Origin of the sequence: Erwinia sp. MMLR14_017 (genome assembly GCF_033657285.1) — a bacterium.
Classification (GTDB): domain Bacteria; phylum Pseudomonadota; class Gammaproteobacteria; order Enterobacterales; family Enterobacteriaceae; genus Erwinia.
Genome location: NZ_JAWVWP010000016.1, coordinates 39,718 through 52,525, shown reverse-complemented (window position 1 = coordinate 52,525; position 12,808 = coordinate 39,718). Strand labels below are relative to the sequence as shown.

10 protein-coding genes, 5 tRNA genes and 1 pseudogene are annotated in these 12,808 nt (G+C 54.8%); 12 read left to right on the top strand and 4 right to left on the bottom strand.

From position 1 onward, the window contains the following. The first annotated feature begins 3 nt into the window (after nucleotides 1-3). The 6 genes from wecG to SD961_RS20300 all read left to right on the top strand — a co-directional run bounded on the left by wecG (nucleotide 4) and on the right by SD961_RS20300 (nucleotide 1,520). Nucleotides 4-744 carry a lipopolysaccharide N-acetylmannosaminouronosyltransferase gene (gene wecG, locus SD961_RS20325; RefSeq protein ID WP_318792143.1) on the top strand — a complete coding sequence of 247 codons (741 nt, stop codon included), beginning with the start codon at nucleotides 4-6 and terminating at the stop codon, nucleotides 742-744. A 180-nt stretch (nucleotides 745-924) separates the two neighbouring features. Next, nucleotides 925-1,001 (top strand) — tRNA-Arg (locus tag SD961_RS20320). A 73-nt stretch (nucleotides 1,002-1,074) separates the two neighbouring features. Continuing rightward, nucleotides 1,075-1,150: transfer RNA gene (locus tag SD961_RS20315), tRNA-His, on the top strand. A gap of 15 nt (nucleotides 1,151-1,165) precedes the next feature. After that, a tRNA-Leu gene (locus SD961_RS20310) sits at nucleotides 1,166-1,252 on the top strand. A 32-nt stretch (nucleotides 1,253-1,284) separates the two neighbouring features. Further along, nucleotides 1,285-1,361, top strand: a tRNA-Pro gene (locus tag SD961_RS20305). A gap of 82 nt (nucleotides 1,362-1,443) precedes the next feature. Continuing rightward, nucleotides 1,444-1,520 (top strand) — tRNA-Pro (locus tag SD961_RS20300). Between the two features lie 701 nt (nucleotides 1,521-2,221). Here the strand turns inward: SD961_RS20300 and hemY are convergent. The 4 genes from hemY to hemC are packed head-to-tail and all read right to left on the bottom strand — an operon-like array spanning nucleotide 2,222 to nucleotide 6,238. Then, nucleotides 2,222-3,412 (bottom strand): protoheme IX biogenesis protein HemY, encoded by a 1,191-nt coding sequence (gene hemY, locus SD961_RS20295; RefSeq protein WP_318792142.1) that lies wholly within the window; start codon nucleotides 3,410-3,412, stop codon nucleotides 2,222-2,224. A 2-nt stretch (nucleotides 3,413-3,414) separates the two neighbouring features. After that, the gene (gene hemX / locus SD961_RS20290) at nucleotides 3,415-4,536 is read right to left on the bottom strand and encodes a uroporphyrinogen-III C-methyltransferase (RefSeq protein ID WP_318792141.1); all 1,122 of its coding nucleotides are present in this window, start codon (nucleotides 4,534-4,536) and stop codon (nucleotides 3,415-3,417) included. Between the two features lie 23 nt (nucleotides 4,537-4,559). Beyond that, nucleotides 4,560-5,300: a uroporphyrinogen-III synthase gene (gene hemD / locus SD961_RS20285; RefSeq protein ID WP_318792140.1), complete on the bottom strand. Its 741-nt coding sequence runs from the start codon at nucleotides 5,298-5,300 to the stop codon at nucleotides 4,560-4,562. After that, nucleotides 5,297-6,238, bottom strand: a complete 942-nt coding sequence (hemC, locus tag SD961_RS20280; protein WP_318792139.1) for a hydroxymethylbilane synthase — start codon at nucleotides 6,236-6,238, stop codon at nucleotides 5,297-5,299. Before hemC ends, hemD begins: the two co-directional genes overlap by 4 nt. Nucleotides 6,239-6,526: 288 nt before the next feature. Between hemC and SD961_RS20275 the strand changes: the two genes are divergently transcribed. The 6 genes and pseudogenes from SD961_RS20275 to yigB all read left to right on the top strand — a co-directional run bounded on the left by SD961_RS20275 (nucleotide 6,527) and on the right by yigB (nucleotide 12,755). After that, nucleotides 6,527-9,082 carry a class I adenylate cyclase gene (locus SD961_RS20275; RefSeq protein ID WP_318792138.1) on the top strand — a complete coding sequence of 852 codons (2,556 nt, stop codon included), beginning with the start codon at nucleotides 6,527-6,529 and terminating at the stop codon, nucleotides 9,080-9,082. Nucleotides 9,083-9,278: 196 nt separating this feature from the next. Then, a pseudogene (gene lptM, locus SD961_RS20270) lies at nucleotides 9,279-9,390 on the top strand (LPS translocon maturation chaperone LptM); the annotation flags it as partial. Nucleotides 9,391-9,608: 218 nt separating this feature from the next. After that, entirely contained in the window at nucleotides 9,609-10,433 is an 825-nt protein-coding gene (gene dapF / locus SD961_RS20265; protein ID WP_318792137.1) for a diaminopimelate epimerase, read from the top strand. Beyond that, a complete protein-coding gene (locus SD961_RS20260; RefSeq protein ID WP_318792136.1) occupies nucleotides 10,430-11,134 on the top strand; it encodes a DUF484 domain-containing protein in 705 nt (234 codons plus the stop codon). Before dapF ends, SD961_RS20260 begins: the two co-directional genes overlap by 4 nt. Next, nucleotides 11,131-12,039, top strand: coding sequence for a tyrosine recombinase XerC (xerC, locus tag SD961_RS20255; protein WP_318792135.1), 909 nt, complete (start codon nucleotides 11,131-11,133; stop codon nucleotides 12,037-12,039). The genes SD961_RS20260 and xerC overlap by 4 nt, the downstream gene beginning before the upstream one ends. After that, nucleotides 12,039-12,755, top strand: coding sequence for a 5-amino-6-(5-phospho-D-ribitylamino)uracil phosphatase YigB (gene yigB / locus SD961_RS20250; RefSeq protein ID WP_318792134.1), 717 nt, complete (start codon nucleotides 12,039-12,041; stop codon nucleotides 12,753-12,755). Before xerC ends, yigB begins: the two co-directional genes overlap by 1 nt. The last annotated feature ends 53 nt before the right edge of the window (nucleotides 12,756-12,808 follow it).

Genomic DNA, 12,808 nt, shown 5'->3' with positions numbered 1-12,808 from the left:
ATCATGGATCTCCCTTCTTCCGTACCGCTTTACCAAATCCGGGGCTTCACGCTACTGGGTTTCCGCGATATGCCCGCTTTTCTGGATTACCTCTATCAGGGGCAGACGCTGAGAACCGGTACGCTGGTTGCCATCAATGCTGAAAAGGTACTGACGGCGGAAAGCCAGCCGGAGATCCATCAGCTGATTAGTGAGGCGGAATACAAATACCCGGACGGCATCAGCATCGTGCGTTCAATCCGTAAAAAATATCCCAAGGCTGCCGTTTCACGGATAGCGGGAGCCGACCTTTGGGAAGCGCTAATGGAACGGGCCGGAAGGGAAGGAACGCCCGTCTTCCTTATTGGAGGAAAGCCGGAGGTGCTGGCGCAAACCGAAGATAAGCTGCGTCGCCAGTGGAACGTGAACATTGTGGGTTCACAGGATGGCTACTTTGCCCCTGCCGATCGTGAAGCCTTGTTTGCCCGCATTCAGGCCAGCGGCGCGCAGATTGTGACGGTGGCGATGGGATCGCCACGGCAGGAGCTTCTGATGCGGGATTGCAAGCTGCTCTGGCCACAGGCTCTCTATATGGGCGTAGGTGGCACCTATGACGTTTTCACCGGACAGGTTAAACGTGCGCCTGAGATCTGGCAGAAAATGGGGCTGGAGTGGCTTTACCGGCTTATTTCACAGCCATCACGCCTGCGCAGGCAGCTCAGATTGCTGAAATATCTTAACTATCACTGGCGCGGCGATCTTTAAGTACGCTTTTTTCTGCAGGCTCAAAGAGGCAAAAGCGGCTATATTCGCCGCGAAAGGGCTGGAAAACGTTCGTCATTTAGACAGAACGCACAAAGCGTAATCAAACGCGATATTTAGTGATAAAAAGCCCTGGACAGGATCGGCTCAAGTCCGTAGTATGCACATCCGCAACGGCGCTACGCGCCCGTAGCTCAGCTGGATAGAGCGCTGCCCTCCGGAGGCAGAGGTCTCAGGTTCGAATCCTGTCGGGCGCGCCATTAATTTTGTGCGCAAGAGCTGCGGTGGTAGTTTTACCGCGTTAAGTAGTAAAGAAGTGCAGAAGTAGATGTGGTGGCTATAGCTCAGTTGGTAGAGCCCTGGATTGTGATTCCAGTTGTCGTGGGTTCGAGTCCCATTAGCCACCCCAGATTTTGTCAGGTATGCGAAGGTGGCGGAATTGGTAGACGCGCTAGCTTCAGGTGTTAGTGTCTTAACGGACGTGAGGGTTCAAGTCCCTCTCTTCGCACCACAAAATCAGCAGTAATGTGATGAAGCAGTATTCGGCGAGTAGCGCAGCTTGGTAGCGCAACTGGTTTGGGACCAGTGGGTCGGAGGTTCGAATCCTCTCTCGCCGACCACTTTCAAAAACTTGCCGAGGCAGGTTTTTTTGCTTAAGGTCCACGGATCTGAGCCGCAGTAAATCAGTAACGACGCAGTATTCGGCGAGTAGCGCAGCTTGGTAGCGCAACTGGTTTGGGACCAGTGGGTCGGAGGTTCGAATCCTCTCTCGCCGACCAATATTGAAAAACCCCGCTCTGGCGGGGTTTTTTGCTTTCTGCGCACGCCTCTTTGCCCGGTGGTTTATAGCTCTTAAAGCAAAAGGTTATAGTACCCCTACTGCTCTCTTACTCCTGATCGCTCCCTTCACGTCCCGAGCGCTTTCTGACTGTCATATTTTCTCTGAGCACCGCTGATAAAGCTGATAAGCAAAAACCTTCCCGCTCCGTCGCCACATTGAGACATTTAACCTCTTGAAAAATTTGAATATATATTTTTCCTGCTAATTTTGTCTCTGTTCAGAGACTCCTGCGATGCTTTTATGCTGAAAAAGTAAAAAATCATCCCTGTCAGGAATTTTGCAGAAAAGAAAAACCTGTTAAAAATCAAAGTATAATAAATATTTAACTTTAACTGGTGGACTGTGGCACGCTTTGTGCAATAATCCTGCTGTAGATGCTCATTCCACTTCTTATGATTGCTAACGCTTCATAAATCCCGGAATGATGCAGAGCCCTTTACGGTATCCGTTGTCCAACCGCCAATATCGCTCAGGCCTTACTGGAGTCCGGGACATTACGTTGAGTCGGATACCAGCCAAATTGTCTTACCGACCTGATTCTTACACCTGCCTTAGTGCAGGTGTTTTTTTTTGCCGGTAAGGTGGATAAAAGGCATAAAAAAACCGGGCGCCAGGCCCGGTTGATTGCACGATAAAGCGTTAAGGCGCGTTTTTCAGGGTCAGCAGCAACCCATCACGGCGCATCTCCGCAGCTTCTTCAGGCTTATGCTGGCGGTCCAGCGCATCTGCCAGCCAGGCATAATCAAAGGCATCCGGACGTTGCTTAAGCGCTTCCCTGAACGCTTCCGCTGCCTGTTCCCACTCGCCATGCTTCATCAACAGCTGACCCAGCGTGCTGTGCAGCAACGGCGTTGCGCCATGCTGTTTGATTTGCTGACGAAGCGCTTTTTCCAGCTGCTCAGGATTACCGGTCTTGAGGCGCGGCATCAGCAGGATCAGACGTTCATCATAAGCGCGCTTAAGACCATCCAGCACAATTTCCTGCGCCGTCTCATGGTCATTACAGACGATCAGATGATCCGCCATAGCGACCTGCAGGGCCGTTTCATGACGCGTTTTACGGCTCTGAGCCTGCCACCAGCGCTTCAGACCCTCACTGCCCTGGTCGGCCATAGCCTGATTCATCAGGCCAAGCCACGCTTCCTGTTGCAGCGCCAGACGATGTGTCGGGTCAGAAACCTGAGACTTCTCCATCGCCGGGAGAATGTCGAGCAGGGCGCTCCAGGCCTGGGTACGGACATAGGCCTGTTCGGCCAGACGCAGCACTTCCGGATGGCGCGGAGCCACTTCCAGCAGGCGGTCAACACCATGACGTGCCGCATGATCTTCATTACGTGCCAGCTGCACACGTACGCGGGTGATCTCAACCGGAAGCTGATCGCTCCCGGCCAGCTCGGCTGCCCGCTCAAGATGTTGGTTAGCGCGAGTTTCATCGCCACGCTGTTGAGCCGCTTCGGCTGCCAGCAGATAGTTGACGACAGGTTGTTCAGCATGATCGGCATTGCGCGACAGCAACTTCTCAACCTGACGATAATCACCTTCGGCAAGTTTGACCAGCGCGGCATTGGTTTGCTTACGGGCGCGGCTGCGTTTGCGGCCCCTGAACCAGCCACGTGTTTTCACGCCAGTGCGTAATAAGCGTCGCAGGACCCACTCAACGAGCAGGATAACGATCAATGACAGGATCAGGATGATTGCCAGCCCGGTGACGCTGGTTTCAATATTCCAACTGTCCGTCTGGATCAGAACATAACCCTGATGACCCGCCAGCAGAGGACCGAGCACCACGCCTGCAATCAGTAAAATAAACAGTATCAGCACTTTAAGCATGCTTATTCTCCCTGCTGCTGTTGCCCGGCACTGGGCTGCGCCAGCAGGTTACGTACGCGCGTTTGCATCAGTTTATCCAGCATCGGCTGGCTTTGCAGCGCATCAGGCACATCCATAGAAACGCTCTGCTGGCTCAGGTCGTCGAGCTGAGTGAGGAAGGCTTTGGTGGCCGGATCCTTGGTATCGAACCATGCACGAACCCAGGCGGATACCGTATCGATAGACTGCTTGTAGATTTGGTCCTGATGACGTGGAACGGCCTGGGCGGCGATCAGCAGACGCGAGCGAATATTTTCACGCAGGTAGACATCCTGATTCGGGGCCAGCAGAGGTTCGGCAGTCGTATCACGACGGCGAATGGTAATAAAGTCATCCATAAAGTTATGCCAGCTCTTGACCAGATTCTGACGCCACTCGCGCAGGGAAGAAGAGAGCTCGTCGCTGTCCTGATCCATAGGACTGTCGTCGCTGTCATTATCCGCAAGGCGCAGATTATCGACGCCGTTGGAGAGCTGATTCAGCTTGAGGATGATGCCATCATAGTCGACCTGGCTGACCGCAGAGAGACCGCTGATATCCTCAGTTAACGCCCGGCGCACATCGATCAGGCTGGGGTCATTCATATCGGCCAGGCTGGCATCGGCGCTTTTTAACAAGGCCGCGGCGGTAGTGACGTCCTGATCGCTCCACAATTTACGGCCCGCCAGTTTTACCAGGTAGTCAGCCTGTGCCAGCAGCCAGGTGTGGGCATCGTTGCCGGAGATGGTGGCAACTTTCTCTTTCAGCTCATCCAACTGCTGGCTGGTGGCCGTCTGCTGCTGATGGGCAGTCTCTAACGCACTGGTTTGCTTAGCCATCTGCTGCGTCAGCGTTTGTTTATCGCTGGCGGCCTGCTGCTGCAAATCAGCAAGTTGATTAGCCAGCGTCTGGTTAGCCGCAGCCTGCTGTTGAGCCTGGTGTTTACCATTTATATAAAGTCCCACGCCAATAGCCAGCGCGATCGCTATCGCCAGAATGCCCAACGCCGTGCCGGTACTCTTCGACTTGCGTGGTTCTGGTGTAGAGGTCTCAACCGCTGGGGTGGTTTCATCAACCATGGCGGAGGAATCTTTTTGTTCCGTCATTGTGGCACATCCCATATTTAAGTTTAATGTAACGCGCGCAGCAACGCGTCGTTATCGGCACCATCGGCCACCCTGATGTCGCGCCAGCCCAGTTCCCTGGCACAGGTAGCCAAACGTTCACTGACGACAACCAGTCGGCAGTGCAGAAGCCATTCCTCGCGATCGATCTCGGGGAACAGCGAATAGAGCTGTTGCAGCATTTCTCCACTGGTGACCACCAGCGTATCAACCTCTCTGTCGCGCCAGCGACGGCCTTCAACCGCGCCGTGGTAAATTTTTGCACAGCGTTGATAGCATTCAATAAACTCTACAGAAGCGCCACGAGCTTGCAAGGTCTCAGCAAGCAATTCCCGCCCACCATTACCGCGTAAAATAATCGCCCGCTTGTTAGTAACCTGCTGCAGGGCGGGAAGCTGAATCAGCACTTCGCTGGTCTCCCGCTCATGCGGCCAGACAACATCCAGCCCGCTGGCGGCATGAAGTGCCAGAGCCGTGGTGCGACCAATAGCATAATAGTTCAAGCTGTCAGGCCAGGTAGCCTTTGCGCGTAACATTGCTGGCTGAGCGTAATGGATAGCGTGCTGGGAGAGAATAAAAACCAGATCACCGGGCTGCAGGGAGGCAAGGCTGGCTGCCAGCCTGTCGAGATCCACGCCAGGCGTGAACTCTATTAAAGGCATAGCCCAGGCCGCCCGCCCCTGCTGGCATAATCGGCTGACCAGCTCATCGGCAGCCGGGGCGGGACGGGTGACCAGGATACTCATTGCGGCGGATTTCCCTGATAGACTTCTTTCAGGATTTCACGGGCACCGTTGTCCAGCAGCTCTTCAGCCAGAGAGACGCCCATTTTCTCAGCATCTTCTCGCGGGCCACGTCGTTCACCGCGAACCATCACTTTGCCATCTGGCGACCCTACAAGGCCGCGCAGCCAGAGTTCATCGCCCTGCAGCAGCGCAAAGCTGCCGATAGGCACCTGACAGCCACCTTCCAGACGCGTGTTCATCGCCCGCTCCGCTTTAACGCGCACGGCGGTTTCTTCGTGATTCAGTGCTGAGAGCAGGGCGATAGCCTGAGCATCGTCCAGTCGGCATTCAATTCCCACAGCGCCCTGGCCCACGGCAGGCAACGACTCTTCGGCTGGCATAGCGTGGCGGATACGGTCGCCAAGGCCAAGACGTTTCAGCCCTGCAACGGCGAGGATAATAGCGTCGTACTCACCGGCATCCAGCTTGCCCAGACGTGTACCCACATTGCCACGCAGCGAACGGATAACCAGATCCGGACGGCGCGCGCTTAGCTGACACTGACGACGCAGGCTTGAAGTCCCCACTACGGCACCCTGAGGCAGAGCGTCTACCGAATCGTATTGATTAGAAACAAAGGCATCAAGCGGGTCTTCCCGCTCGCAGATGGTGACCAGCCCCAGCCCTTCAGGGAACTCAATCGGCACGTCTTTCATTGAATGAACGGCGATATCCGCGCGATCGGAGAGCATCGCCTGTTCAAGCTCTTTGACGAATAACCCCTTGCCGCCGACCTTCGCCAGCGGCGTGTCCAGGATCACATCACCCTTGGTGACCATCGGGACCAGTTCGACGCGAAGCCCCGGATGGCAAGCCATCAGACGCTGCTGAACATAATGTGCCTGCCAGAGCGCAAGCGGACTTTGCCTGGTGGCAATTCTTAAAATTTTGTCTAACATGCTTCTTACCGTTTTTATCGTTCATTGATTATCCTATCATTGATACGGGAATGCTGTCAGTTTCCACGGTTTTTAACGGCAGGAAGAAGGCGAGCTGAGGGATCATAAAGTCGGGCGATCGTAAAACGTGCTAAACTGTTGTGTAGCGCAACTTTCTTTACGGTCAATCTGCCAGGTGTTAGATTGATCACGTTTCCAGCAATAATTCGCACGATTATATTCAAATCAAGCGGCGGATTTGGGAAACAGGGTTTTTTTATAAGCACTGGGACAATCAGGCGAGACGTCTTGTACCTCTACATAGAGACACTGAAACAGAGACTGGATGCCATCAACCAGCTGCGCGTAGATCGCGCTCTGGCTGCCATGGGACCTTCGTTCCAACAGGTTTACAGTCTGCTGCCAACCTTATTACATTATCATCATCCGCTGATGCCGGGTTACCTTGAAGGTAACGTTCCACATGGCATCAGCTTTTACACGCCTGATGAAAGCCAGTCTGCTTATCTCAATGATTTAGAACAAAAATCTGGATCTTTTGCTGCCACGCCTCCACAAGGCGAACTGCCGATCACCGGCGTCTACTCCATGGGCAGCACCTCTTCTGTAGGGCAAAACCTTACCTCTGACCTGGATATCTGGGTTTGTCACCAGTCCTGGCTGGATAATGAAGAGCGGCTGTCGCTGCAGAAAAAATGTAACCTGCTGCAAAAATGGTGTGCGGCGATGGGCGTGGAAGCCAGCTTTTTCCTGATTGATGAAAATCGCTTCCGCCATAACGAAAGCGGCAGTCTCGGCGGAGAAGACTGCGGTTCGACTCAGCATATCCTGTTGCTGGATGAATTTTACCGTACGGCCGTCCGACTCGCCGGTAAACGTATTCTGTGGAATATGGTACCGGGCGAGGAGGAGGAGCACTACGATGACTACGTCATGTCACTCTATCAAAAGGGTGTACTGACCCCGAACGAGTGGCTTGACCTTGGCGGCCTGGATACGCTCTCTGCGGAAGAATACTTTGGTGCCAGCCTGTGGCAGCTCTATAAAAGTATCGATTCGCCTTACAAGGCCGTGCTGAAAACGCTGCTGCTTGAGGCGTACTCCTGGGAATACCCCAGCACTAAATTGCTGGCGATGGATATTAAACAGCGCCTGCATGATGGTGAAATCGTCTCTTACGGGCTGGATCCTTACTGCATGATGCTGGAAAGGGTGACGCACTATCTCACCAGCATTGATGACCATGCGCGGCTTGATCTGGTTCGTCGCTGCTTCTATCTGAAAGTGTGTGAAAAACTGTCGGTAGAGACCAAAAACTCAGGCTGGCGGCGTGAAATTCTTAACCAACTGGTGACGGAATGGGGTTGGGATGCCGAGCGTCTTGCGATCCTGGACAGCCGCGCGGACTGGAAGATTGGTCGCGTACGGGAAGCACACAATGAATTGCTGGATGCGATGATGCAGAGTTATCGTAACCTGATCCGCTTCGCCCGCCGCAATAATCTGAGCGTCAGCGCCAGCCCGCAGGATATTGGCGTATTGACCCGCAAGCTCTATGCGGCGTTTGAAGCGCTGCCGGGTAAAGTGACCCTGGTGAACCCACAGATTTCACCCGATCTCTCTGAGTCGCATCTGACCTTTATTCATGTCCCGCATGGGCGCGCCAACCGCGCCGGCTGGTATCTTTATAACCAGTCGCCCGATATGCAGTCGATTATCAGTCATCAGCCGCTGGAATATAATCGTTATCTCAACAAGCTGGTGGCCTGGGCGTGGTTCAACGGTCTGTTGACCAGCAAAACGCGCTTGCATATTAAAGGCAATGAGACCTGCGATTTGGCCCGTTTGCAGGAACTGGTAGCGGACGTCTCCCACCATTTCCCGCTGCGAGTGCCCTCTCCAACGCCGAAAGCGCTCTACAGCCCGTGCGAAATTCGTCATCTGGCGATTATCGTCAACCTGGAATATGACCCGACGGCCGCCTTCCGCAATCAGGTGGTGCATTTTGATTTCCGCAAGCTGGACGTGTTCAGCTTTGGTCAGCAACAGCAATGCCTGATTGGCAGTATCGATCTGCTTTATCGCAACTCGTGGAATGAGGTGCGAACACTGCATTTCAACGGCGAGCAGGCGATGATTGAAGGGCTGAAAACTATCCTCGGCAAAATGCATCAGGATGCGGCTCCGCCCGATTCCGTTGAGGTGTTCTGCTACAGCCAGCATCTGCGTGGGTTAATTCGTACTCGCGTTCAGCAGCTGGTTTCAGAATGTATTGAGCTGCGCCTCTCCAGTACGCGTCAGGAGCCGGGGCGTTTCAAAGCCGTTCGCGTTGCCGGGCAAACCTGGGGGCTGTTCTTTGAGCGCCTTAGCGTCTCTGTACAGAAGCTGGAGAATGCCGTGGAATTTTATGGGGCGATCTCTAATAACAAACTGCACGGTTTATCGATCAAGGTGGAAACCGATCAGTCTCGCTTGCCTGCGGTGGTGAACGGCTATGCCAGTGAAGGGCTGATTCAGTTCTTCTTTGAAGACACCAAGGACGATCGCGGCTTCAATATCTATATTCTGGATGAAACTAACCGGGTAGAGATCTATCACCATTGTGAAGGCAGTAAAGAGGAGCTTGTGCGCGACGTCAGCCGCTTCTACTCCTCTTCCCATGACCGTTTTACCTATGGTTCCAGCTTTATCAATTTCAATTTGCCGCAGTTCTATCAGATTGTGAGTGTTGATAACCGTTTCCAGGTTATTCCTTTCCGTAGTCAGACGCTGGCCCAGCTTTGCGCCACCGTTCCGGATTACGATGCCAACGGCGACTACGCTCAGCGCTATCAAATGCATTGATGCTCTGCCGCGGGTAGAGTGTTTTGGCAGAATGCCTTTCGCTGCATAAGCACACGTTAGTGGAATGCCTTCCGCCGCATTAAGGATGCTTTGGCGGAATGCCTTCCGCCGCATTGAGTATGCTTTTCCTGTTGCTTTTGGCACTTCACCTGCGATGATAGGCAATCAACAGGCACCGATAACGAGCAGAATAAGCATGAACAAAATGATTTGCCGGATGGCGCTGGTACTGGCTGTAGCCAGCCTGGCAGGTTGCGGACTGAAAGGACCTTTGTACTTCCCGCCGCAGGAACAGCCAAAGCAGCAAACCACTGACAGCAGTGGCCAGACTTCCGTGACGTCCACCGATCGCTCCTCTGTCGAAACAACCTCACCGGACCAGAACAGCGGTACGGCGTCCGGCACCTCAACAAATCAGAGCTCAACTACGATCTCTTCTCAGGATGGAACAGAGAGCGGAACGTCGACCACTGAAACGGAAATGCCATCGGCTCAGTAAATTATGACGCACTCGTTGGAGCCAAAAATGCAGTTCTCCAAAATGCACGGTCTGGGCAATGATTTTATGGTTGTCGACGCCGTGACGCAAAACGTCTACTTCTCGCCAGAACTGATCCGGCGTCTGGCAGATCGTCATCTGGGGATCGGCTTCGATCAGTTGCTGATCGTGGAGCCGCCCTACGATCCCGATCTCGACTTCCATTACCGTATCTTCAACGCCGATGGCAGCGAAGTTGCCCAGTGCGGTAACGGCGCGCGCTGTTTTGCCCGCTTCGTGCGGCTGAAAGGGCTGACCAACAAAAATGATATCCGCGTCAGTACGCAAACGGGCCGCATGGTGCTCAGCGTGACGCAGGATGAAATGGTCTGCGTCAATATGGGCGAACCCAATTTCGAACCGCAACAGGTTCCTTTCCGCGCCAACAAAGCGGAAAACCTCTATCTGATGCGCGCTGCGGAACAGACGATCATGTGCGGCGTGGTTTCAATGGGCAACCCGCATTGCGTGCTGACCGTAGAGAGCGTGAAAACCGCCGCCGTAGAAAGCCTGGGGCCAGTGCTGGAAAGCCACGAGCGCTTCCCGGAGCGGGTCAACGTCGGCTTTATGGAGGTCGTCAGCCGCGAACATATTCGCCTGCGCGTTTATGAACGTGGCGCGGGTGAAACTCAGGCCTGCGGCAGCGGGGCGTGTGCCGCCGTTGCGGTAGGCATTCAGCAGGCGTTGCTGGCGGAAAAAGTCCGTGTCGACCTGCCTGGCGGCAGCTTAAACATTGCCTGGAAAGGCCCCGGTCACCCGCTGTACATGACCGGACCTGCCACCCACGTTTATGACGGATTTATCCATTTATGAAAAATGTCGGCGAACAACAGGCGCCAGGCGAGCTGATGGACGATCGGGCCGTCAGCGACTTCCTGCTGCAAAATCCGGACTTCTTTATCCGCAATGCCCGCCAGGTAGAGCAGATGCTGGTGCCGCACCCCGTTCGCGGCACGGTTTCTCTGGTTGAGTGGCAGCTGGCTCGGCAGCGCAACCACATCACTCAGCTGGAAGAAGAGATCACCCTGTTGATGGAGCAGGCCAGCGCCAACCAGCAGCTGTTCGGTCGCCTGTTATCTTTGCAGGCGCGTCTCTCTTCTGCCGACAGCCTGCACGATATGCTCAACCGGCTGCACCGCTGGGCGAGAGAGCTTGGTCTGGCGGGAGCGAATGTGCGTCTGTTCAGTGAAAAATGGCGCATTGGCGCACCTTCGGACTTTACTCAGCTGGCGCTTTCCCGTCCTGCTTTTGAGGCGGTGCGTATTCAGCGCCTGGGCAAACAGCAGCATTATCTGGGTAACCTTAACGGCCCCGAACTGCTGTTACTGCTGCCTCAGGCTAAAGCGATTGGCTCGGTCGCCATGTCACTGATGGGCGAGCAGGGCGAGCTGGGCGTGCTGATTTTCAGTAGCCGCGACAGCCAGCACTATCAGTCAGGAATGGGCACCGTGCTGTTGCAGCATTTGTCTCTGATGTTACCTGAACTCCTGACGCGCTGGATTGAACGCGCATGAGTAGCGACTCGCCGCTTCTGCCTGCCGTAGAGGGCTTCCTGCGCTACCTGAAGGTAGAGCGGCAGCTCAGCCCACTTACGCAAACCAATTATCAGCGGCAGCTCTCTGCCTGCATTGCGTTGCTGACTGAAATGAATCTCTCCGCCTGGGATAAGCTGGATGCGGCACAGGTCCGGTCACTGGCAGCAAAAAGTCGTCGCGGTGGTCTGAAACCCGCCAGTCTGGCCTTGCGCCTCTCTGCGTTACGCAGTTTCCTCGACTGGCAAATCAGCCAGGGGGTTCTCAAGGCCAATCCCGCCAAAGGTGTCGCTACGCCGCGTGCGCCGCGCCATCTGCCCAAAAATATTGATGTGGATGAAGTCAGCCGCCTGCTGGATATCGACCTAAACGATCCGCTGGCGGTGCGCGACCGCGCCATGCTGGAGATCATGTACGGTGCAGGCCTGCGTCTCTCTGAGCTGGTGGGAATTGATACCGGTCATCTGGATTTAGCCTCTGGCGAAGTCTGGGTAGTGGGTAAAGGCAGTAAAGAGCGGCGTCTGCCCATAGGCCGCACGGCCGTGCAGTGGATGGAGCACTGGCTGGAGATGCGCGAGCTTTTTGCGCCAGAAGACCAGGCGGTGTTTCTCTCAAAGCAGGGCAAACGCATGTCGGCCCGCAACGTACAGAAACGGTTTGCTGAATGGGGTGTAAAGCAGGGCGTCTCCAGCCATATCCATCCGCATAAGCTTCGTCATTCCTTTGCCACGCATATGCTGGAGTCCAGCGGCGACCTGCGTGCGGTTCAGGAACTGCTTGGACATGCGAATCTCAGCACTACGCAAATTTATACCCATCTTGACTTCCAGCACCTGGCGTCGGTTTACGATGCTGCCCATCCCCGTGCCAAACGAGGAAAATCCTGATGCACTTTTACCGACCGCTGCGCCCTGTCGCAGCGATGACTTTTGACCTGGACGACACGCTGTACGATAACCATCCGGTGATCCTGCGTACCACTAAAGAGTCCCATGCGTTTCTTCAGTCTTACCATCCCGCCCTGAATGAATTCAGCGTTGAACATTACCAGCAGCTGCGCGACAGCCTGCGCGAACAGGAGCCGGAGATCTACCATGACGTCAGCGAATGGCGTCGTCGTGCGGTGGAGTTGGCGATGCTGAAAGTGGGTCTCAACGCCCGTGAGGCTGATGAAGGTTCCCGGGCAGTGATGGCCAACTTCGCCCAGTGGCGCAGCAAAATTGAGGTGCCGCAAGAGACGCACGTTACGCTGGCGGCGCTGGCAGAACGTATCCCGCTGGTGGCTGTCACCAACGGTAATGCGGAGCCTCACCTGTTTGGCCTGGATAAATACTTTAAATTTATCCTGCGCGCCGGGCCGGACGGCCGCGCCAAGCCTTATGAAGATATGTATCACGCGGCCGCTGAAAAGCTCAATCTGCCGCTGGCAAGCATTCTTCATGTGGGCGATGACCTGACGACCGACGTGGCGGGTTCAGTGCGCTGTGGCATGCAAGCCTGCTGGATCAATTTGCGTAACGGTAACCTGCGGCATATCGCGGATTCCCGCCTGCTGCCCACGCTGGAAATTTCGCAGTTGGCATCGCTGACTGCACTGATATAATAAACTGGTTAAATATCCAGTGGAGCGCCTGTCGCTCCCCCTTTTCTGACGGT